The sequence below is a fragment of the Pseudomonas sp. MM213 genome, from assembly GCF_020423045.1.
Lineage (GTDB): Bacteria > Pseudomonadota > Gammaproteobacteria > Pseudomonadales > Pseudomonadaceae > Aquipseudomonas > Aquipseudomonas migulae.
On sequence record NZ_CP081943.1, the window covers coordinates 3,791,296 to 3,812,890 of the forward strand.

Genomic DNA, 21,595 nt, shown 5'->3' on the forward strand with positions numbered 1-21,595 from the left:
GGACCCGTGCATGCCCCTTTGTATTTCCCGTCGTTGGCATTTGCGCCAATTGATTGCTGCCTCCAGCCTCGTTCTGCTTGTCGCCTGCGCGGAAAAACCGACCGCCGCCGACGCCCAACCGCTTCAGACCCTTCCCGTCGCGACAGCCCCAGCGGTGATCCCGCCCGTGGTGCCGACCGGTGAAAATCTCGACATCCAGCCAACCCAGACCTTCGCCGAATGGCAGGCGGGTTTCCGCAAGGATGCGCTGGCCGCCGGCATCCGCGCCGACCTGTTCGACCGCGCCTTCGCCAATGTCAGCCTGGACACCAGCGTGATCCGTGCCGACCGCAGCCAACCGGAGTTTTCCCGCCCGGTGTGGGAATACCTCGATGGCGCCCTGTCGCCGCTGCGCGTGCGCAAAGGTCAGGCACTGGTCAGCCAGTACGCCGACATCCTGCAAAGTATCGAACAACGCTACGGCGTCGATCGTCAGGCACTGGTTGCGGTGTGGGGCATGGAAAGTAACTTCGGCCAGTTTCAGGGCAGCAAGTCGGTGATCAACTCCCTGGCGACCCTGGCCTACGAAGGCCGGCGCCCTGGTTTCGCCCACGCGCAATTGATCGCGGCCCTGCAGATCCTGCAACAGGGCGACATCGCGCCGGAGAAAATGCTCGGCTCCTGGGCCGGCGCCATGGGCCAGACCCAGTTCATCCCGACCACCTACAACACCCACGCCGTGGACTTTGATGGCGACGGCCGTCGCGACATCTGGGGCAGCTCTGCCGACGCCCTGGCGTCGACCGCGCACTACCTGCAAAGCTCTGGCTGGCAGAAAGGCCAGCCATGGGGTTTTGAAGTGCAGCTGCCGGGCAGCTTCAACTACGTGCTGGCCGATGGCTCGATTCGCAAGAGCGTCGCCGAATGGCAGCAATTGGGCGTCACGCTGCCTAACGGCGGCCAGGTTCCGGCCGGTGCGGAACACCTGTCGGCGGCCCTGCTGCTGCCGGCGGGCTATCGTGGCCCGGCATTCCTGGTGCTCGACAACTTCCGTGCGATCCTCAAGTACAACAACTCGTCGTCCTATGCGCTGGCCGTCAGTTTGTTGGCCGGGCGCTTCAACGGCGCGGGATTCATCAATGGCACCTGGCCCAAGGATGATTTGCCGCTGAGCCGTACCGAACGGATCGAGCTGCAAAACCTGTTGAGCGCGCAGAAGTATGACGCGGGCACCGCCGACGGCATCATCGGCGCCAACACCCGCAAAGCGATCCGCAGCGCCCAGCAGTCGTTTGGCTGGCCGGCGGACGGGTATCCGACGCACAAGTTGCTCGAAGGCCTTCGAAACCGCTAAAAGCTTCGCGGGCAAGCCTCGCTCCTACAGGGTTCGCGCATAACCTGTAGGAGCGAGGCTTGCCCGCGAAGACTGACTATCAGGCGCTGTAGAACTATCGCTTGATGACTACATCCTGCTCCAACACCAATTCCTTATTGCCCGCATCCAACCGGACCAGCGCCCCCATCGGCAACGTCAGGTTCGGATCGCAATGCCCGCTGCGCCACCCCGACAACACCGGAATCCGCAACGGCTCGAACGTCTGCTTGAGCAACCGCTCCAGCGCAATCGAATCAACCCCCGCCACATCCCCCACCAGAACCCCGCGCAACTTGCCCAGCGTGCCTGCGAGCCGCAGATGAGTCAGCAGCCGATCAATGCGGTACAACGGCTCGTTGATGTCCTCGATAAACAGGATGACGCCCTCGGCCTCGATTTCATAAGGCGTGCCCATGGTCGCGGCAATCATCGACAAGTTACCGCCCAGCAAGCGCCCGTGAGCGATGCCAGGCTCGATTGTGGTCAACGGGTAAGCCACCGGGTGCGTCAACACACTGCCCGCCTTCACCTGCCCCCTGAGCATGTTGAAAAACGAGGACTCGGTAGGCTTTTGCTTGTCCCCCAACAAATCAGCGTTGAGCAGCGGGCCATGAAAAGTCACGAACCCGGCATAACGGCTGATCGCCAGGTGCAGCGCCGTGATATCGCTGTAGCCGATGAACGGCTTAGCGTTGTTCTGCAATAGTTCGAAATCAATGCGATCGAGCAAACGCGGCGTGCCGTAACCACCGCGCAGGCAAATGATCGCATCGACCTCGCTGTCCGCGAACGCGGCGTGCAGGTCATTGAGCCGCACATCGTCGCTGCCGGCCAGGTAGCCGTCCTGCTCATACACACCAGGGAAAATCCGCAACGCGTATCCGCGCGCGCGCATCCAGCTGATGGCCTTATCGGTGTCCAGTGCAGCGGGGCCTGCGGGCGCAATGACGCCGATCAGCCCTTGCGCGGGCAAGGCCGGAACGGGTTTGTGGGGAAAAAGAGTGTGGGTCGGTCGAACGGTCATCCATGAATCTCCCTGCGCGAAAGCTTCTGCACACAGTAGTCAGGAACGGGAATAAACAGAAGAGGGACAGTCGCCCCACAGCGTGCAGGAAAAGACTGTAGTTGCCGTAGGCACGGCCAAAAAAAATGCCCGCAAGGCTGAAAAGCCTTGCGGGCGTTTTGTTACAACGACGAGATCAGTTCAGCTTTAACCAGCTTCGCCTGCTCGTCGGCGTGGTACGAGGAACGTACCAGCGGACCGGAAGCGACGTTCTTGAAGCCCATCTTGTAACCTTCCTCGGCGAACCAGGCGAAGGTGTCCGGGTGCACGAAACGCTGCACCGGCAAGTGGCTGCGGGACGGTTGCAGGTACTGGCCGAGGGTCAGCATGTCGATGTCGTGCTCGCGCATGCGCTTCATGACTTCGATGACTTCTTCGTCGGTCTCGCCCAGACCCAGCATCAGGCCGGACTTGGTCGGAATGTGCGGCATCATCTGCTTGAAGCGTTGCAGCAAGGTCAGCGACCACTGGTAGTCCGAACCCGGACGCGCAGCCTTGTACAGGCGCGGCACGGTTTCCAGGTTGTGGTTGAACACATCCGGTGGCTCGGCGGCGGTGATTTCCAGCGCCACGTCCATGCGCCCACGGTAATCCGGGACCAGGGTTTCGAGCTGCACGTTCGGCGACAGCTTGCGGATTTCGCGGATGCAGTCGGCAAAGTGCTGGGCACCGCCGTCACGCAGGTCATCGCGGTCAACCGAAGTGATCACTACGTATTTCAGTTTCAGGTCGGCGATGGCAATGGCCAGGCTTTCCGGCTCATTCACGTCCAGTGGTTTCGGACGACCGTGGCCAACGTCGCAGAACGGGCAGCGACGGGTGCAGATGTCGCCCATGATCATGAAGGTCGCGGTGCCGCCGGAGAAGCACTCGCCCAGGTTCGGGCAGGACGCTTCTTCGCACACACTGTGCAGCTTGTGCTTGCGCAGCAACGCCTTGATGCGGTCGACTTCCGGGGAAACCGGGATGCGCACGCGGATCCAGTCAGGTTTCTTCGGCAATTCGGTGGTAGGAATGATCTTTACCGGGATGCGTGCAACCTTCTCGGCGCCGCGCAGCTTGACGCCGGCTTCAACCTTGGCACGCGGGGCCGGACGCTCGGTGACATCCAGCGTCGGGATCATGGTTTGCACTGCATCAGTAGTCATATCAGTCGATTCCGCCCGTTAGGGTCGTCTGCTCAGCATAGTCGAGGTGTTTGACGAGCTGCGCGCGCAGCCGGGCACTTACCTCGGCAAATTCAATCGATCCTGCGTGATCGCTCAGCTGGGTCATCGCCAGCCCGGCGTAGCCGCAGGGATTAATCCGTCGAAACGGTTCCAGGTTCATGTCCACGTTCAGGGCCAGGCCATGAAAGGAACAACCGTGGCGGATCCGCAGACCCAGGGAAGCGATTTTCGCCCCATCGACGTAGACACCCGGTGCATCCGGCTTGGCCGCAGCCGTCACGCCGTAGCTGGCCAGCAGCTCGATCAGGCAGAGTTCCATGCGGGTGACCAGGTCACGCACGCCAAAACCCAGCTTGCGCACATCGAGCAACAGATAGGCGACCAACTGGCCGGGACCGTGATAAGTCACCTGACCACCGCGATCGACCTGCACCACCGGAATATCTCCCGGCAGCAACAAGTGCTCGGCCTTGCCGGCCTGGCCCTGGGTGAACACCGGTGGGTGCTCAACCAGCCAGATTTCGTCCGCGGCATCGCTGCCGCGTTCGTTGGTGAAGCGTTGCATGGCATGCCAGACCGGCTCGTACGCCATCTGGCCGAGCTCGCGAAAGCCCAGCGTGCCAGACATCACAGCACCATGTGCACGAAGCCGGTAGCCCGCAGTTCGCTGTTGATGTTGTACAGCTGGTCCTGGTCGGTGGCGACGATGTGCAATTGAATCGTGGTGTATTTGCCGTTGGTGCTTTGGCGTTCATCCACACGGTCATGGTTGATCGTCGCGTGTTTCTTGACGATCTCGATGATCCTGTCTTTGTTGCCAACACCGGTATCGCTGATCACCTTAACCGGGTAATCAACGTTGGGGAATTCGATCTTGGGCGCCTTTACTTCAGTATCGGTCATGGCGTAACGGCCTCGTAAGCGTAAGCCGTGGCGACGGGCATGACCCCGCGCCGGATGAGCGCGGGACCATGCAGGTGCACACTAATTCAGTTGAACAAGCCGTAGAAGAATAGACGGATGCTATCCCACATGCGACGGAAGATACCACCCTCTTCGACGCCATCCAGAGCGATCAGGTCAGCGCTGTGCACCACCTTGTCGTCCAGTTTGACTTCGACTTTACCGATCACGTCGCCCTTGGCGATTGGCGCAACCAGTTGCGGGTTCATGGTCATGCTGGCAGCGAGCTTTTTCAGCTGGCCTTTTGGCAGGGTCATGGTCAGGTCTTCAGCCAGGCCGGCCTTGACTTGATTGGTGGAGCCCTTCCAGACAGGGGCCTGAGCCAGCTCGGCACCTTTCTGATAGAAGGTCTGGGTTTCGAAGAAACGGAAACCGTAGGTCAGCAGCTTCTGGGTTTCCGACGCACGTGCCACTTCGCTGTTGGTGCCGAACACCACGGCGATCAGGCGCATGCCATCACGTACGGCCGAAGACACCATGCAGTAGCCGGCTTCGTCGGTGTGGCCGGTTTTCAGACCGTCGACAGTCTTGTCGCGCCACAGCAGCAGGTTACGGTTAGGTTGCTTGATGCCGTTCCAGAAGAACTCTTTCTGCGAGTAGATCGCATAGTGAGCCGGGTCTTCGTGGATGATCGCGCGAGCCAGCACGGCCATGTCGTGAGCCGACGAGTAGTGCTCAGGGTTCGGCAGACCGGTCGGGTTCATGAAGTGGCTATTGGTCATGCCCAGGTCGGCCACGGTTTTGTTCATCATGTCGGCGAAAGCGTCTTCGCTGCCGGCGATGTGCTCGGAGAGCGCAACACTGGCGTCGTTACCCGACTGAATGATGATGCCGTGCAGCAGGTCGCTGACGGTCACTTGCGAACCGACCTTGATGAACATCCGCGAACCGCCGGTGCGCCAGGCGTTTTCGCTCACGGTCACCGGGTCGTTTTCGCCGATCTGGCCGCGACGGATTTCCAGGGTCGCGATGTACGCGGTCATCAGCTTGGTCAGGCTGGCTGGTGGCAGACGCTGGTCACCGTTGTTCTCGACCAGCACGTTGCCGCTGCTGGCATCCATGAGCACATAGGCTTTGGCGGCCAGTTGTGGCGGCGACGGCATCATCTCGACCGCGAAAGCGGCAGGCGAGAGGAGCAGCGGGACTAGAAGGCACAGGCGTTTGGCAAAGGTGGTGATGTTCATCCGTCTCTCGAAATCGCTAATGGAAACTGCCCGAAGGCAAAACTAATCAGACAGCCTTCTAACGAGCTGTCGCGTGTTCAGTCGTTCACTCAGTACCCTTGCCGGGCTTTTGTTCTTCAACGAGCCAACAACCAGGTCCACCCCTCAAAACCGCAAGTGAACCGTCAATCAAGTACTACGTATTACTCGGCGGTGACCACGCTCGGCGAACCGAGATTGGCCAGGCGCACGCTGTTCTGCACTTGCTGGATTTCACCCGGCGAGCCGATCGGCCCCAGGCGCACCCGATGCAGTGTCTGTTGATTACGCACGATCGAGCTGATGAACACCGGAGCGCTCACCATCCCGCTGAGCTTCGATCTCAGGAGTTCTGCAGCGTCCGGGTTGGCGAACGCGCCCACCTGCAGATACTGGCCAGAGGCTGGTACAGAAGCGTTTTTTTGCATCGATCTGCACGGGCACAACGGCCGCGGCGTGTTGCTGCGGCGGCGGCGTCCATTGCTCGACCGTGCCGGCCGATGCGGTAATCGTCGGCGCGGCATTTTGCGCTACTTGCGGCTCGTTGAGCATCAAAGGCGCCGGACGGCCTTTGGCCGCCCACCATTGCTGCGGGTCGATGCCTTCGACCTTGACCCGTGCGGTGCCGGTTTCGGCGTAGCCGAGTTTCTTCGCGGCAGCGTAGGACAAGTCGATGATGCGGTCCGAGTAAAACGGCCCGCGATCGTTGACCCGCAAAATCACTGACTTGTTGTTGTCCAGGTTGGTCACCCGAACGTAACTCGGCAGTGGCAAGGTCTTGTGAGCGGCGCTCATGCCATACAGGTCGTAAACCTCGCCATTGGCGGTGTTCTGGCCGTGGAACTTGGTGCCGTACCAGGACGCCGTGCCCGAGGCGACGTAGGTCTTGGATTCTTGCAGCGGGAAGTAAGTCTTGCCCAGCACGGTGTACGGGTTGGCCTTGTAAGGGCCGGTGTGCAGGGTCGGCGTGGCATCCGGGATGCGCGATACGTCGACGTCCCACCACGGTGCGCCATCTTTGTGGGCGCGGTTGATGTCCAGCCCCGGCGCCGAGCGCACGGCGGTGGATGATTTCTGTGACGGTGCGCGGCTGGTCGAACAACTGGCGACCAGCACTGCCAACGCGGCGAATGCCATCAGCTTCAGGGGTTTATTCATAGGCAATGCCCGCATTACTTGACGCCCCGTGCTTGGACCAGCTGTTCAGACAGTTGATGTACGGCCATGGCGTACATCACGCTGCGGTTATAACGCGTGATTGCGTAAAAATTCGTCAGGCCCATCCAGTATTCAGGGCCATTGTCACCTTCCAGGCGGAATGCCGTGACCGGCATATCATCGCGCAGCGCATCATGACTTGACCACCCTAGAGCCCGCAACTCCCCGACGGTTTTAGTCGGTTCGATGCCGGTGGTCAAACCTTCGTCGACCTGATCGCCACGCACATCGGCGCGGCTGACCACCGGTTCGCCGGCCACCCAGCCGTGACGCTTGAAATAACTGGCGACGCTGCCGATGGCATCGTCCGGATTGGTCCAGATATTAATGTGGCCGTCACCGTCGAAATCCACCGCATAGGCGCGAAAGCTGCTCGGCATGAACTGCGGCAAGCCCATCGCCCCGGCGTAGGAACCTTTGAGGGTCAATGGATCGACCTGCTCTTCCCGGGCCAACAACAGGAATTCACGCAATTCCTTGCGGAAGAATTCGGCACGGGGAGGATAGTCGAAACCCAGGGTCGACAAGGCGTCGATTACCCGGTAATTGCCGGTATTTCGACCGAAAAACGTCTCAACGCCGATGATCGAGACAATCACCTGGGCCGGTACGCCATATTCCTGCTCGGCACGGGCGAGTACCGCCTCGTGCTGCCGCCAGAAATCCACGCCGCGTGCGATGCGCGCGTCGGTGATGAACATTGGGCGATATTCTTTCCACTGCTTGACCCGCTCGGCGGGCTTGGAGATCGCGTCCAGAATCGACTGCTTGCGCTCGGCTTCGCGGAACACGCCCATCAGCTGTTCACCGGCGAAACCGTAGTCGCGGGTCATTTCACCGACGAAGCCGGCCACCTGGGGTGAGCCTTCGTAATCGCCGGCCAACGCGTCCTGCGCTGTGCCAAGGATGCTTACCAGGCCGACCCATGGCGCGTATCGAGTCGCCCAGCCACGCATTACTTGCATTGAAATCTTCACCTTATTCAAACCTGTGCGATCCACTTGCGATGGGTATGGATCGACATCAAAACCCCAAACGCTGACAGCAGCGTTACCAGCGAAGTTCCTCCGTAGCTAATGAACGGCAACGGCACCCCTACAACCGGCAACAGGCCACTGACCATACCGATGTTGACGAAAACGTAAACAAAAAACGTCATGGTCAGGGCGCCCGCGAGCAGTTTGCCGAACAATGTCTGGGCCTGGGCGGTAATCACCAGCCCGCGACCGATCAACAACAGGTAAATCAGCAGCAGTGCGCAGATGCCCACCAGGCCGAACTCTTCACCCATCACCGCAATAATGAAGTCGGTGTGGCTTTCCGGCAGAAAGTCGAGGTGCGATTGCGTGCCCAGCAGCCAACCCTTGCCGAACACGCCGCCGGAACCGATGGCGGCTTTCGACTGAATGATGTTCCAGCCGGTGCCCAGCGGATCGCTTTCCGGGTCGAGGAACGTCAGGATTCGTTGCTTCTGGTAGTCGTGCATGATGAAAAACCACATCCCCACGGCCACCGGCACGGCGGCGGCCAGTACGCTGATGATCCAGCGCCAGCGCAACCCGCCCATGAACAAAACGAATGCCCCACCCGCCAGGATCAACAGCGAAGTGCCGAGGTCGGGCTGACGCACGATCAGAATGAACGGCAAACCGATCAGGAACAGACTGACGCCCACATGCTTGAGCTGCGGCGGCAAGGTGCGCTTGGACAAGTACCAGGCGATGGTCGCCGGCATCAGGATCTTCATGAACTCCGAAGGCTGGAAGCGGATCACCCCCGGAATGTTGATCCAGCGCGTGGCGCCCATGGCGTTGTGGCCCATGACGTCCACCACCACCAGCAACAGCACGCCGACGACATAAGCGACCGGCACCCAACGGGCCATGAAGCGCGGCTCGAACTGGGCGATGACGATCATTGACACCAGGCCGATGCCGAAAGAAGTAGCTTGCTTGGCCAGCAGGTCCCAGCTCTTGCCGCTGGCCGAATACAGCACGAACAGGCTGCCGGCGGCGAGGGTCAGCAGCAGGATCAGCAGCGGTCCGTCAATGTGCATGCGTTGCAACAGCGTCGCACGGCGACGCATCACATCCTCGCTGGAGAGGATGCGATCGAAATTACTCTTCACGGGCCGTAGCCTCCGCACTGATAGGGCTGGCGTATTCGGCTTTCAGTCGGCCGTCCTGGTCGAGGAGCCAGGCGTCCATGACTTGACGCACCACAGGCGCGGCGACGCCTGAACCGGACTCGCCGTTCTCGACCATCACCGACACCACGATTTTCGGGTCGTCGGCCGGCGCAAAGCCGACAAACAAGGCGTGGTCGCGATGACGCTCCTGAACCTTCGAGCGGTCGTACTTCTCGCCCTGCTTGATCGCGACCACCTGGGCGGTACCACTTTTGCCGGCGATCCGGTATTGCGCGCCGATCGAAGCCTTGCGCGCCGTACCGCGCGCACCGTGCATCACTTGCTGCATGCCGTGGTTGACCCGGGTCCAGTCGGACGGATCGCGCAGGATGATGTCCGGCATCGGATTGTCATCCTTCGGCCGCTCGCCTTCGACAGTCTTGGCCAGGTGCGGACGGTTCCACACACCTTTGTTGGCCACCAGCGCCGTGGCCTGGGCCAGTTGCAGCGGCGTGGATTGCATGTAGCCCTGACCGATCCCGAGAATCAGCGTTTCACCCGGGAACCAGGCCTGGCGCCGGGTCGCACGCTTCCACTCACGGGACGGCATCAGCCCCGGCGACTCTTCGAACATGTCCAGCGAGACCTTTTGGCCGATGCCGAACTTGCCCATGTAGGCCGACAAGCGATCAATCCCCAGCTTGTGGGCCAGGTCATAGAAGTAGGTGTCGTTGGACCGCATGATCGCCGTGTCCAGATCGACGTAGCCGTCACCGGTACGGTTCCAGTTGCGATACTTGTGATCGTAATTGGGCAGCATGTAGTAGCCGGGGTCGAAGACCCTGGTCGACGCGGTGACAACGCCCGAGTCCAGGCCCGCAATGGCCACCGCTGGCTTGATGGTCGAACCCGGTGGGTAAAGGCCACGCAGCACGCGGTTGAACAACGGCCGGTCGATGGAATCACGCAGTTCGGAATAAGCCTTGAAGCTGATGCCGGTCACAAACAGGTTCGGGTCGAAACTCGGCTGACTGACCATTGCCAGCACTTCGCCGGTTTTCGGGTCCAGCGCGACCACCGCACCACGGCGACCGCCGAGTGCCGCTTCGGCCGCTTCCTGCAACTTGATGTCCAGGCTCAGGACGATGTCCTTGCCGGGAATCGGATCGGTACGCTTGAGCACCCGCAGAACGCGGCCTCGTGCGTTGGTTTCGACTTCTTCGTAACCCACCTGGCCATGCAGTTCGGGCTCGTAGAAACGCTCGATGCCGGTCTTGCCGATGTGGTGGGTGCCGCTGTAATTGACCGGATCGAGAGACTTCAGCTCTTTCTCGTTGATCCGCCCCATGTAACCCACCGAGTGCGCAAAGTGCGCGCCCTGCGGGTAATGCCGCACCAGCTGCGCAACCACTTCCACACCCGGGAGGCGGAACTGGTTCACGGCGATGCGGGCGATCTGCTCTTCGGTCAGCTCGAACAGGATCGGCACCGGCTCGAATGGCCGACGCCCCTGGCGCATGCGTTTCTCGAAGATCACCCGATCCTCGGGCGTCAGTTCCAGCACTTCGACGATCACGTCGAGCACTTGCTGCCAGTCGCCGGAACGCTCGCGGGTCATGCTCAGGCTGAAGCTGGGCCGGTTGTCGGCCACCACCACGCCATTGCGGTCGAAGATCAATCCGCGGGTCGGCGGAATCGGCTGCACATGGACGCGGTTGTTTTCCGACAGGGTCGAGTGGTACTCGTACTGGATCACCTGGAGGAAATACAGGCGAGCGATCAGCACGCCGATCAGCACCACCACTGCAATGGCCCCGAACACGACGCGGCCACGCACCAGACGGGCGTCTTTTTCGTGGTCCTTGATGCGGATCGGCTGGGACATGAGGCAGAACTACTTGTGGTAAGGGTGACCGGACAGAACTGTCCAGGCACGGTACAGCTGTTCGCCGATCAGAATCCGCACCAGTGGGTGCGGCAACGTCAACGGTGACAACGACCAGCGCTGATCGGCCCGCGCACACACTTCCGGCGCCAGCCCTTCGGGGCCGCCGACCATGAAATTCACCGTGCGCGAGTCCAGCCGCCAGCGATCGAGCTCGACCGCCAACTGCTCGGTACTCCAGGGCTTGCCGTGGACTTCGAGGGTGACAACGCGCTCGTTCGGCCCGACCTTGGCCAGCATGGCTTCGCCTTCCTGACGGATGAAGCGTGCCACGTCGGCGTTCTTGCCACGGGTGTTGAGCGGTATTTCCACCAGTTCCAGCGCCAGCTCGGACGGAAGACGCTTGGCATATTCATGCCAGCCTTCTTCCACCCACTTGGGCATGCGTGAACCGACGGCGATCAGTCGCAGTCGCACAGCAATCCCTTACAGCTGGTCTTTGTTGAGCTTGGTGAAATGCTCGTGGGTGTTTTCCGGGCTGTGATGCGCAGCGCTGGCCGAACGGCTCTGCTCTGCACCGGCCCACAGGCGCTCCAGGTCGTAGAACTGGCGAGCCGAGGCGGTCATCATGTGCACGATGACATCGTCCATATCCAGCAGGACCCAGTCGCTGTCGCCCTTGCCTTCTTCACCCAAAGGCTTGACGCCCTGGGCTTTGACGGCTTCGCGGACCTTGTCCAGCATGGCGCCGATCTGGCGGTTGGACGTACCGGTAGCGATGATCATGAAGTCAGTGATGCTCTGCTTTTCACGAACGTCGATGACCTGGATGTCCTGGGCCTTCACGTCTTCCAGGGCTGCCACGGCAACCTTGACCAGCGCTTCGCCAGCCAGCTCAGGGCCGGTTGGCGCTTCTACTGGCAGCGGGGCGCTCTTGAATGTGCCTTTGCGCTTTACTTTAGCTACGTCTTTGTCAGTCATATAAAACTCGTTTTGCTCGTATGTTCGGGCGCTTCGCTACACGCATTCACGTGCCTTGAAGCGCACCCTTTTTCAGTTCGACGCACGGTAAAGTCCGTGCGCATCGATGTAGGCCAGGACCGCGTCGGGCACCAGGAAACGTACCGACTTACCGCTGGCCAGCAGTTGACGGATCTGGGTGGCGGATACCGCGAGCGGCGTCTGCCAGACGAATGCAATCTGTCCGCTCGGCCCTTTAAGGGCCAGCGGGTCGCTCACCGAGCGCGCTGCCAGCAGGTTGCGCAAGGCATCCGGCGGTTCGCTGTCGGCATCCGGGCGTTGCAGCACCAGGATGTGGCAATGCTGGAGCAACTCTTCCCAGCGGTGCCAAGTGGGCAGGCCGCAAAATGCGTCCCAGCCCAAAAGTAGAAAAACCTGGTCTTCAGCGGCCAGTTCGGCACGCATCAGTTCCAGGGTGTCGATGGTGTAGGACGGCTTGTCCCGCTGCAATTCGCGGGCGTCCACCACCAACGGCGCCACACCGGCCACCGCGCACTCGACCATCGCCAGACGGTCCTTCGCCGACACCTGCGGCGTACCGCGATGCGGCGGCCTGGCACTGGGTGTCAGGCGCAACTCGTCGAGCGCCAGCGCTTCGGCGACTTCCAGCGCACCGCGCAAATGGCCGATGTGCACCGGGTCGAACGTCCCGCCCAGCATGCCGATACGTCGAGGCGCAGGTTCGCTGGTGGTTACCGGGGCCGACGGATTAAGGTCGCCCAAGTCAGACCGACGCCTGGCCGCGCAACTGGCCATCACCGACCACGATGTACTTCTCGCAGGTCAGACCTTCGAGACCCACCGGGCCGCGGGCGTGCAGCTTATCAGTAGAAATGCCAATCTCGGCACCCAATCCGTATTCGAAGCCATCAGCGAAGCAGGTCGGGGTGTTGATCATCACCGACGACGAATCGACTTCCGCGACGAAACGCCGGGTGTCCGCAAGGTTTTCGCTGACGATTGAATCGGTGTGATGGGAGCCGTACTTATTAATGTGCTCGATGGCCTGGTCCAGCCCGTCGACCACGCGGATCGAGAGGATCGGTGCCAGGTATTCGGTGTGCCAGTCTTCTTCAGTGGCCACTGCAGCCTCAATGATCGCCCGAGTGCGCTCGCACCCCCGCAGTTCAACGCCTTTTTCGCGGAACTGGGCAGCCATTGACGGCAGGAAATCTTTGGCAACGGTTTGATCCACCAACAGCGTCTCCATCGCACCGCAAATGCCATAACGGTAAGTCTTGGCATTGAAGGCAATACGCTGGGCCTTCGGCAGATCGGCGTGGGCACTGACGTAAACGTGGCAGATACCGTCCAGATGCTTGATCACCGGCACGCGCGCATCACGGCTGACGCGCTCGATCAGGCCACGGCCGCCACGGGGCACGATGACGTCGACGTATTCAGGCATGGTGATCAGCGCGCCAACGGCGGCACGGTCGGTGGTTTCGACCACTTGCACCACGGCGGCCGGCAGATCGGCTTCGGCCAGGCCGCGTTGAATGCAGGCGGCGATGGCACGGTTGGAATGAATCGCTTCGGAACCGCCGCGCAGGATGGTCGCGTTGCCGGACTTCAGGCACAGGCTGGCGGCGTCGATGGTCACGTTGGGCCGGGATTCGTAAATGATCCCGATTACGCCCAGCGGCACACGCATCTTGCCGACCTGAATCCCCGACGGACGGAAGCTCATGTCGCGAATGGCGCCGACCGGGTCCGGCAACGCTGCAACCTGGCGCAAACCGACGATCATGCCGTCGATACGCTCCGGGGTCAGCGCCAGACGTTCCAGCAGCGCAGGTTCCAGGCCATTGGCTCGACCAGCCGCCAGATCCAGCTCGTTGGCGGCCGTCAGCTCGGCACGCGCAGCATCCAGCGCATTGGCAGCCGCCTGCAAGGCGCGGTTTTTCTGCGCGGTGCTGGCACGGCCGATGATGCGCGACGCTTCACGGGCGGCGCGACCCAGGCGGGTCATGTAGTCGAGAACGGACTCAGTCATTGTCTGCTGTGATCTTGGCAAAGATGAAAGCGGCAGATTATAGCTGTCGCGTCCCCTGACTAACAGCGGTGACGGGCGGATGGTCGAAATGGAGGGCAATTTGCCGACGTTCAGCCGTGATTAAGCTGCAAATTGTTATCATCACGACTCAATCAGCTTTGATAAATGCCGCTCATCATGTCCAACCTGACTGTTCGTGCGACCGCTGCGGGCCTGCCCACCGGGCTCCCGGACGCATTTTTCGACCGGGATGCGCAAACGCTGGCCCGGGATTTACTTGGCAAAGTCATCCGGCATCGGGTCGGTGAACTGTGGCTCAGCGCCCGGATCATCGAGACCGAAGCCTATTACTTCGAAGAAAAAGGCAGCCATGCCTCTCTCGGCTACACAGAAAAGCGTAAGGCTTTGTTTCTGGATGGCGGCCACATCTATATGTATTACGCCCGGGGCGGCGACTCCCTGAATTTCAGCGCTCAAGGTCCGGGCAATGCGGTTTTGATCAAATCAGCTTATCCGTGGGTCGATGAGTTGAGCGGCCCGGCAAGCCTGGCGCAGATGCTGCTGAACAATCCCGACGCCCAGGGCCGCCCTCGCCCGTCGCAAAAACTCTGTGCCGGGCAAACGCTGTTGTGCAAGGCGCTGGGTTTGAAGGTGCCGGTCTGGGACGCCAAGCGTTTCGATCATGAGGCGCTGCTGGTGGAAGATGTCGGCCCGGCGCCGGGCCACATTATTCAAACCACACGCCTGGGCATTCCCCATGGGCGCGATGAGCATTTGATGTACCGCTTCGTCGATGCAGCTTACGCGCCGTATTGCACGCGAAACCCGCTGCGACGGGGGCAGGTCGAAGGTCGCGATTATTTTTTGCTGTCATGAACACGAAAATCCCTTGTGGGAGCGAGCCTGCTCGCGAAGGCGTCCTTCCAGGCATATTGCTGGAGCCTGACACGGCGCCTTCGCGAGCAGGCTCGCTCCCACAGGGTTCGGTGGTGTTTTGCAGGCTGTGTTCGTCCGTCGCGGGCGATTATAAAAATTCAATGGAGTTGTTTTTATGGGCCCATGGCTCGATAGCGTGACCGGATGGCTGACGGTCAACCCGCAATGGCTGGCTGCGGCGGTGTTCATCGTGGCCTTCGTGGAATGCCTGGCGATTGCCGGACTGATCGTACCCGGCACGGTGTTGCTGTTTGCCGTCGCCGTGCTGGCCGGCAGCGGTGCACTGTCGTTGAGCGAAACCTTGCTGCTGGGATTCGCCGCCGGCGTGCTGGGCGATATCGTTTCCTACTTTGTTGGGCGACATTTCCATCAGAACATCCGGCGCCTGCCCGGCCTGCGCCATCACCCGGAGTGGATCGCCGGTGCCGAGGCTTACTTCCAGCGCTATGGCATCGCCAGCCTGCTGGTCGGACGATTCATCGGGCCACTAAGGCCGATGCTGCCGATGGTCGCCGGGATGTTCGACATGCCGTTCCCGCGCTTCGTCGCCGTCAGCCTGCTGGCCACTGCCGGCTGGAGCGTCGCCTACCTGCTGCCCGGCTGGGCCACGGGCGCGGCGATTCGCTTGCCATTACCGGAAGGTTTCTGGCCTGAGGCCGGGATCGTCGCCGGCAGTATCGCCGTGATGATCGGCCTGAGCGCGACCAGCAGCCTGCGCCGTCATCGCAAGGCCACGATACTGATCGCCAGCATGAGCTTGTTGATTCTGGCCGGATTGTTTATCGGCTACCCGCACCTCACCGCTCTCGACCAAGGCTTGATGACGCTGGTGCAGGAACACCGCAGCCCGATGCTCGATGAAGTCGCCGTGACTTTCACCCTGATCGGCGAGTTCCGCAACATGCTGCTGTTCAGCGCCCTGCTCACCGTTTTGCTGCTGCTGACCCGGCAATGGCGCCAGGCGATTTTCGCCGGCAGCACGCTGCTCGTCACCGCACTCGGCAATACGCTCACCAAACACTTTTTCGCCCGGTTGCGCCCGGAAGTCCTGAGCGACCCGCTTACCAGCTACAGCATGCCCAGCGGCCATGCCTCGGGCTCTTTCGCGCTGTTTCTGACGCTCGCCGTGCTGGCCGGTCGCGGACAACCGCCAAGGATGCGCCTGACCTGGTTGCTGCTGGGTTGCCTGCCGGCGCTGGCGATTGCCTTGTCACGCGTGTACCTGGGCGCGCACTGGCCAACGGATGTGCTGGCCGGCGCCATGCTGGCGGCGTGCGTGTGTGCGGCGAGCCTGGGGTTGAGTCAGCGTCAGACACCGCTCAACGCCATGCCACCCAAAGTCTGGTGGCTGGTGTTGCCGGCGATGGTGGTGTTATTTGGCTTCTTTGCGTTGCGGCATTTACCGCACGCAATGTTGCGGTATGCCTATTGATCGAACACAAAAAAACCCGAGCTCGATGCTCGGGCTTTTTTTATCCAGCGAAATGGTTCAAGTACGTCGAGCTTCGCGTTTTTCGATCAGTGCATCCGCGGCATCGACGGCAGCCTGAGCAGCGACTTCATAGTTGAATCGCTGTTGACTCTTCAGCACTACCAGCATGACCTCAACGGCGCATTGATCCCAGATAGCCTGTTTTTGTGTTGCGTCGGAATCCATCTACATCTTCCTTTTCAAGTGTGAACCCACTTCCTGTGGGCAGACTTGAAACTATGCGCATCCGTTGCTTCCGACAATGCTGGCCTGAGGCCCAAACTGCTACCAAATGCGTTCATCAGCCCTTCGCTTTCAAGCGAACAACTCACCCTGCAACTCATCGAGCAGCGCCTGGATCGCATCCAGTCGTTGCTGCGGATCGTCGAGTTGCAGCAGGTCGATCTTGTCCACCTCGGCGAATGGCAGCAGGTACGCCAACTGATTGGCCAGCGACTGTTGCCCGGTCGCTTCAGTGCCCATGTTCAGCGCTTCGACCATCGGGTGTTCGGCCAGGGCCTTGAGCAGTGCGACGAGGTCGGCATCCTCATCCTGCAAGGGTTGCTCCGGTTCGTCTTCCAGCCACTCGACCTCGGCGACAGTCAACTGATCGCGCTGAACCTCGGTGCGCAACACGTGAAAACGCCGCCCGCCCTGCACCCGAATGCCCAGCAGGCCATTGTCCTGCTGCTTGAAATCGGTGATCAGCGCCTCACACCCGACCAGCGCATAACCTGACGGGGCGATGCCGACCTCTTCACCCTCAAGAATGCACACCACGCCGAAGCCGCCGCCCTGTTTCATGCAGCGACCAATCATGTCCAGGTAACGCGCCTCGAAGATCTGCAAGTCGAGGATGCAGCCCGGAAACAGCACCGTATTCAGCGGGAAAAGCGGCAGGCTCATAGACATTTCCTTACACCACCATCGACACCGCCAACGGCAGGAACACCGCCGTGGCCACGCCCATCAGACTCATCGCCAGCGCCGCGAAGGCGCCGCACTCTTCACTTTCCTGCATCGCCACGGCCGTGCCCACCGCATGGGCGGTCATGCCCAGCGCCATGCCGCGCGCCTCGGGGCTGTGGACGCCGAGCCGGTTCAGCAGGCTCGGCCCAAAGATCGCCCCGATCACGCCGGTGATCAACACAAAAACCGCCGCCAGCGCCGCGACGCCGCCGATCTGTTCGGCCACCAGCATGGCGATCGGCGAGGTCACCGACTTCGGCGCCATGGTCATCAGGATCATGTGCTCTGCACCAAACGACCACCCCAGCAACACGCCCATGCCGGTGGCAATCACGCCACCTATCACCAGCGTAGTAAATATCGGCCAGAACAACTGCCGAATCCGCCGCAGGTTGAGGTAAAGCGGCACGGCCAGCGCAACGGTGGCCGGGCCGAGCAAAATACTGAGAATCTCGGTGCTCTTGCGATATTCGGCGTAGGTCAGGCCGCAGCCGACCAGCACGCCAATGACCAACAGCATGGAGACCAGCACCGGCTGCAGAAAAATCCAGCGGGTTTTCTCGAACGCCGCCAACACCAGCTGATAGGCGCCGAGGGTGATGCCGATGCCGAACAACGGATGATGAATCACCGACAACCAGGCGCCCTGCCAGTCGAAGATCATTGCGAGTCCTCGCGGTGCGCGTGGCGTTTGACCATGCGCTGCATCAGCACACCGGCGAACGCCATGGACAGCAGCAGCGACAACACCAGTGCGCCGACGATGGCCCAGAAGTCCGCGGCAATGTCCTTGGCGTAAACCATCACGCCCACGGCCGGCGGCACCAGCAGCAATGGCAGGTAACGCAGCAGACTGCCGGCCGCCAGGCTCAACGGCTCGCCGACCTGGCCACGGCTGATCAGGAACACCAGCAGAAGCAGCAGGCCAATGATCGGCCCCGGCAGCACCGGCAAAAACAAATGGTTGATGGCGGTGCCCAGCAATTGGAACAACACCAGCCAGGTCAGGCCACGTAACAACATCCGTCCTCTCCCCCGAAAAATCGCGCCCGGCATTATAAGCATGCCAACGCTATAGACCGGCATTCGCCAAAAGCATGGTCAGTTGACCGGAGCAATTTGCCATGTTGATCTAAAGTGGTAATCCGGGAGGTCAAATCCCCCCACCTCAAAACTATAAAACCGATGAACCCAAGGAGAGTCTCAATGCCCTATGTTCCAGTTGCAGAGCTCAAAGATTATGTCGGCAAGGAACTTGGACGTTCCGAATGGCTAACTATCGATCAGGAGCGCATCAACCTGTTCGCCGAAGCCACTGGAGACTATCAGTTCATCCACGTCGACCCGGTCAAAGCCGCGCAAACGCCATTTGGCAGCACCATTGCCCACGGTTTCCTGTCGCTGTCGCTGATCCCGAAACTGATGGAAGACATCCTCATCCTGCCTGAAGGCTTGAAGATGGTGGTCAATTACGGCCTCGACAGCGTGCGGTTCATTCAGCCGGTCAAGGTCAATTCGAAAGTGCGCCTCAAGGTCGATCTGACCGAAGTCACCGAGAAGAAGCCCGGCCAATGGCTGCTCAAGGCCACCGCCACGCTCGAGATCGAAGGTTCGGAAAAACCGGCCTATATCGCCGAGCCACTGTCGCTCTGCTTCGTGTAAACCCTCCCGGATGCGAAGCAGCTCACGCTGTTTCGCGACCTCTCTCTATATCTCAGTCATAGAGCTGCGGCATACTCGGTCGCCTAATTGCCCGGATCCCGCTATGCGCTCACTTGCACTCATTGCCTTGACCCTGATGCTCACCGCTTGCGGCGACAGCGAATCGCTGTTGCCGCCCGATGCGCGCCTGCCGGACGGCGGCCGCTATCGCGGTGACCTGGTCAACGGATTGCTGCAAGGCCAGGGTCGCGTCGATTATCCGAACGGCAGCTGGTACGCCGGCAGTTTCGACAAGGGCCAGTGGCACGGCCAGGGCGAATGGCACGGCAGCAACGGCGAGCTGTATCGCGGCAATTTCAACCTGGGGCTGTTCGACGGCCAGGGCACGCTGACCACCAGCGGCAGCAGCTACACCGGCGGTTTCAAGGCGGGTCGGCGCGAAGGTGAAGGCACCCTCAAAGAAAACGGCATGACCTACCGCGGCGAATTCAAGGCCGATCAATATTCGGGGCTCGGCCGTCTGGAGCTCGAAGACGGCAGCTCGTATCAAGGCCAGTTCGCCCATGGCAAACCCAACGGCGAAGGCCAGCGTGGCGACGCCAGCGGCAATCAGTTCACCGGGCATTTCAAGGACGGTCAGCTGGAAGGCAACGGGACATTCAACAGCGCTGAAGGCGACATTTACGTCGGCAGCTTCAAGAACAACCAACTGCACGGCAAGGGCCGCTACGAAAACGCCGACGGTGATGTCTGGCTCGGCCAGTTCAAGGAAGGCTCGCTGAATGGCAAAGGCGAGTTGATCGGCGCCGACGGCAGCCACTACATCGGCCAGTTCAGCGACTGGCGCTTCACCGGTCAGGGCCGACTGAACCTTTCAGATGGCAGCTTCTACATCGGCCAGTTCGAAGGCGACAGTTATCAGGGGCGCGGCACACTGGTGCTGACCGATGGCACCGTGCAGAGCGGCACCTGGGCCAATGGCCAGCGGGTACGCGATGCCGACGGCAAGCTGTTGCCCGACAGCCTTGAACTCGGTTTGCTGGCCCAGGGCCGCTTGCTCGAAGACGCGCTGGCCAATGTGCCGGCTTCGACCCCGGCGATCGAGTTGTACACCTTGACCGTCGGCGGTGACGGCAAGCAGAGCGTGTTCCTGCGTGAATCCGATTACGTCAGCAACATGCTCACCAGCCGTTTCGGTGCGTTTGGCCAGATCCGCCTGGTGAACCATCGCGACCACCTCGTCGACCGGCCGATGGCCACCCGGGAAAACCTGCGCCGTGCGGCGCTGACGCTGGCCGAGCGCAGCGGCCCGGAAGACCTGATCTTCATCTACCTGACCAGCCACGGCACCAGCGAGCACGAACTGGTGCTCGACCAGCCACGCATGGAGCTGTCCGACCTGCCGGCCAACGAACTCGGCGCCGTGCTCGCCCCGCTGAAAAACCGCGACAAGATCATCGTGATTTCGTCTTGCTACTCCGGTGGTTTCATCCCCGCCCTGAAGGACGAACGCACCCTGATCATGACCGCGTCGCGCGCCGACCGCGTGTCCTTCGGGTGCTCGGAAGAAGCAAACTTCACCTACTTCGGCGACGCGCTGTTCGCCCAGGCCCTGAACCAGACCGACGATCTGGAACAAGCCTTCAAGCTGGCCAAGGCCTCCGTGGCCGAGCGTGAACTGGCGGACAGCTTCGAAGCCTCTGAACCGCAAATCTGGGCGCCGAAAACCGTTCTCTCCCATTGGCAGCTATTACGCAAACAGCAGACACGAAAAGCGCTACAAAGTGTCTCTATCGACAGCAAGGACGCAAAGAGCAACTAAGCTGATCAGTATCAAGGGGGACATATTATGTACTTGACGCCTCAGCACGTATTGCTTGCCGGAGCTACCGGGTTAACCGGTGAACACTTGCTTGATCGCCTGCTCAACGAGCCCACGATCACGCGCGTATTGGCCCCCTCACGCCGGCCGCTGGCCGAGCATCCGCATCTGGAAAACCCGGTCGGCGACCCGGCGATGTTCCTGCCGCAACTCAGCGGTCGCGTCGACATCGCCTACTGCTGCCTCGGCACCACGATCAAACAGGCCGGCTCGGAAGCGGCGTTCCGCGCGGTCGACCTCGACATGGTAGTGGCCTTCGCCAAACGGGCGCGGGAAATGGGTGCGCGACACTTGATTGTGATCAGCGCTCTGGGGGCTGATCGCAGATCCTCGGTTTTCTACAACCGGGTCAAAGGCGAGATGGAGTACGCATTGCGCGCACAAAACTGGCCACAGCTGACCATTTGTCGACCTTCGGTGTTGCTGGGTGAGCGCCTCGAACCGCGTCTGGCCGAGCAGGTCGCCGGTCCGTTGTCCCGCTTGATCCCCGGCAAATACCGCGGCATCGAAGCGTGCCAACTGGCCAGGGCGATGTGGCGACTGGCGCTGGAAGAACAGGATGGGATACGGATTGTCGAGTCGGATGAGTTGAGGAAGCTAGGCAAATAATTCTTTGTCGTTTGAGCGGACGCCTTCGCGGGCAAGCCTCGCTCCTACAGGGTCAATGGTGAACCTGT

Annotated in this window: 22 protein-coding genes and 1 pseudogene; 6 read left to right on the forward strand and 17 right to left on the reverse strand. The window is 61.0% G+C overall.

Annotated features, from left to right (window positions below; genetic code table 11):
- The first annotated feature begins 10 nt into the window (after positions 1-10).
- Entirely contained in the window at positions 11-1,333 is a 1,323-nt protein-coding gene (locus K5R88_RS17220; RefSeq protein WP_223453276.1) for a lytic murein transglycosylase, read from the forward strand.
- A 94-nt stretch (positions 1,334-1,427) separates the two neighbouring features.
- On the opposite strand, the gene K5R88_RS17225 is transcribed toward K5R88_RS17220, so the two are convergent.
- The 13 genes and pseudogenes from K5R88_RS17225 to K5R88_RS17285 form a co-directional block, all read right to left on the reverse strand.
- Positions 1,428-2,378: a S66 peptidase family protein gene (locus K5R88_RS17225; RefSeq protein WP_226298102.1), complete on the reverse strand. Its 951-nt coding sequence runs from the start codon at positions 2,376-2,378 to the stop codon at positions 1,428-1,430.
- A 161-nt stretch (positions 2,379-2,539) separates the two neighbouring features.
- Positions 2,540-3,565, reverse strand: coding sequence for a lipoyl synthase (gene lipA, locus K5R88_RS17230; protein ID WP_008035102.1), 1,026 nt, complete (start codon positions 3,563-3,565; stop codon positions 2,540-2,542).
- Position 3,566: 1 nt separating this feature from the next.
- Positions 3,567-4,214: a lipoyl(octanoyl) transferase LipB gene (gene lipB / locus K5R88_RS17235; protein ID WP_008044547.1), complete on the reverse strand. Its 648-nt coding sequence runs from the start codon at positions 4,212-4,214 to the stop codon at positions 3,567-3,569.
- Positions 4,214-4,489, reverse strand: a complete 276-nt coding sequence (locus K5R88_RS17240) for a DUF493 domain-containing protein (RefSeq protein WP_008022933.1) — start codon at positions 4,487-4,489, stop codon at positions 4,214-4,216. The genes lipB and K5R88_RS17240 overlap by 1 nt, the downstream gene beginning before the upstream one ends.
- An 86-nt stretch (positions 4,490-4,575) precedes the next feature.
- The gene (locus K5R88_RS17245) at positions 4,576-5,733 is read right to left on the reverse strand and encodes a D-alanyl-D-alanine carboxypeptidase family protein (protein WP_008035100.1); all 1,158 of its coding nucleotides are present in this window, start codon (positions 5,731-5,733) and stop codon (positions 4,576-4,578) included.
- 182 nt (positions 5,734-5,915) lie between these two features.
- Positions 5,916-6,924 (reverse strand): annotated as a pseudogene (locus K5R88_RS17250) (septal ring lytic transglycosylase RlpA family protein).
- Positions 6,924-7,934 (reverse strand): lytic murein transglycosylase B, encoded by a 1,011-nt coding sequence (gene mltB / locus K5R88_RS17255; RefSeq protein ID WP_008035098.1) that lies wholly within the window; start codon positions 7,932-7,934, stop codon positions 6,924-6,926. Before mltB ends, K5R88_RS17250 begins: the two are co-directional and overlap by 1 nt.
- A 17-nt stretch (positions 7,935-7,951) precedes the next feature.
- Positions 7,952-9,055: a rod shape-determining protein RodA gene (gene rodA, locus K5R88_RS17260; protein WP_050550375.1), complete on the reverse strand. Its 1,104-nt coding sequence runs from the start codon at positions 9,053-9,055 to the stop codon at positions 7,952-7,954.
- A 31-nt stretch (positions 9,056-9,086) separates the two neighbouring features.
- On the reverse strand, positions 9,087-10,982 hold the full coding sequence (gene mrdA, locus K5R88_RS17265; RefSeq protein ID WP_008035095.1) for a penicillin-binding protein 2: 1,896 nt from the start codon (positions 10,980-10,982) through the stop codon (positions 9,087-9,089).
- A 9-nt stretch (positions 10,983-10,991) separates the two neighbouring features.
- The gene (rlmH, locus tag K5R88_RS17270; protein ID WP_007937439.1) at positions 10,992-11,459 is read right to left on the reverse strand and encodes a 23S rRNA (pseudouridine(1915)-N(3))-methyltransferase RlmH; all 468 of its coding nucleotides are present in this window, start codon (positions 11,457-11,459) and stop codon (positions 10,992-10,994) included.
- A 9-nt stretch (positions 11,460-11,468) separates the two neighbouring features.
- Complete coding sequence (gene rsfS / locus K5R88_RS17275) at positions 11,469-11,963, reverse strand: ribosome silencing factor (protein ID WP_008035092.1); 495 nt, start codon at positions 11,961-11,963, stop codon at positions 11,469-11,471.
- Between the two features lie 72 nt (positions 11,964-12,035).
- A complete protein-coding gene (gene nadD, locus K5R88_RS17280; RefSeq protein WP_008044544.1) occupies positions 12,036-12,662 on the reverse strand; it encodes a nicotinate-nucleotide adenylyltransferase in 627 nt (208 codons plus the stop codon).
- A 64-nt stretch (positions 12,663-12,726) separates the two neighbouring features.
- Positions 12,727-13,998 carry a glutamate-5-semialdehyde dehydrogenase gene (locus K5R88_RS17285; protein ID WP_008044543.1) on the reverse strand — a complete coding sequence of 424 codons (1,272 nt, stop codon included), beginning with the start codon at positions 13,996-13,998 and terminating at the stop codon, positions 12,727-12,729.
- Positions 13,999-14,175: 177 nt separating this feature from the next.
- On the opposite strand from K5R88_RS17285, the gene K5R88_RS17290 reads away from it, so the two are divergent.
- Positions 14,176-14,874, forward strand: coding sequence for a DNA-3-methyladenine glycosylase (locus K5R88_RS17290; protein ID WP_226298103.1), 699 nt, complete (start codon positions 14,176-14,178; stop codon positions 14,872-14,874).
- Between the two features lie 175 nt (positions 14,875-15,049).
- Positions 15,050-16,366 carry a bifunctional DedA family/phosphatase PAP2 family protein gene (locus K5R88_RS17295; RefSeq protein ID WP_226298104.1) on the forward strand — a complete coding sequence of 439 codons (1,317 nt, stop codon included), beginning with the start codon at positions 15,050-15,052 and terminating at the stop codon, positions 16,364-16,366.
- 57 nt (positions 16,367-16,423) lie between these two features.
- Here the strand turns inward: K5R88_RS17295 and K5R88_RS17300 are convergent, their stop codons facing one another.
- The 4 genes from K5R88_RS17300 to K5R88_RS17315 form a co-directional block, all read right to left on the reverse strand.
- Positions 16,424-16,591: a hypothetical protein gene (locus K5R88_RS17300; RefSeq protein WP_008035083.1), complete on the reverse strand. Its 168-nt coding sequence runs from the start codon at positions 16,589-16,591 to the stop codon at positions 16,424-16,426.
- 129 nt (positions 16,592-16,720) lie between these two features.
- On the reverse strand, positions 16,721-17,311 hold the full coding sequence (locus K5R88_RS17305; RefSeq protein WP_008035081.1) for an LON peptidase substrate-binding domain-containing protein: 591 nt from the start codon (positions 17,309-17,311) through the stop codon (positions 16,721-16,723).
- Between the two features lie 10 nt (positions 17,312-17,321).
- Positions 17,322-18,038 carry an LrgB family protein gene (locus tag K5R88_RS17310; RefSeq protein ID WP_226298105.1) on the reverse strand — a complete coding sequence of 239 codons (717 nt, stop codon included), beginning with the start codon at positions 18,036-18,038 and terminating at the stop codon, positions 17,322-17,324.
- Positions 18,035-18,397: a CidA/LrgA family protein gene (locus K5R88_RS17315; RefSeq protein ID WP_008044533.1), complete on the reverse strand. Its 363-nt coding sequence runs from the start codon at positions 18,395-18,397 to the stop codon at positions 18,035-18,037. Before K5R88_RS17315 ends, K5R88_RS17310 begins: the two co-directional genes overlap by 4 nt.
- Positions 18,398-18,580: 183 nt before the next feature.
- On the opposite strand from K5R88_RS17315, the gene K5R88_RS17320 reads away from it, so the two are divergent.
- The 3 genes from K5R88_RS17320 (at position 18,581) to K5R88_RS17330 (ending at position 21,527) form a co-directional block, all read left to right on the forward strand.
- Complete coding sequence (locus K5R88_RS17320) at positions 18,581-19,036, forward strand: MaoC family dehydratase (protein ID WP_017341009.1); 456 nt, start codon at positions 18,581-18,583, stop codon at positions 19,034-19,036.
- 103 nt (positions 19,037-19,139) lie between these two features.
- On the forward strand, positions 19,140-20,858 hold the full coding sequence (locus K5R88_RS17325; protein WP_226298106.1) for a C13 family peptidase: 1,719 nt from the start codon (positions 19,140-19,142) through the stop codon (positions 20,856-20,858).
- 27 nt (positions 20,859-20,885) lie between these two features.
- A complete protein-coding gene (locus K5R88_RS17330) occupies positions 20,886-21,527 on the forward strand; it encodes an oxidoreductase (RefSeq protein ID WP_008042977.1) in 642 nt (213 codons plus the stop codon).
- Positions 21,528-21,595: the final 68 nt, after the last annotated feature.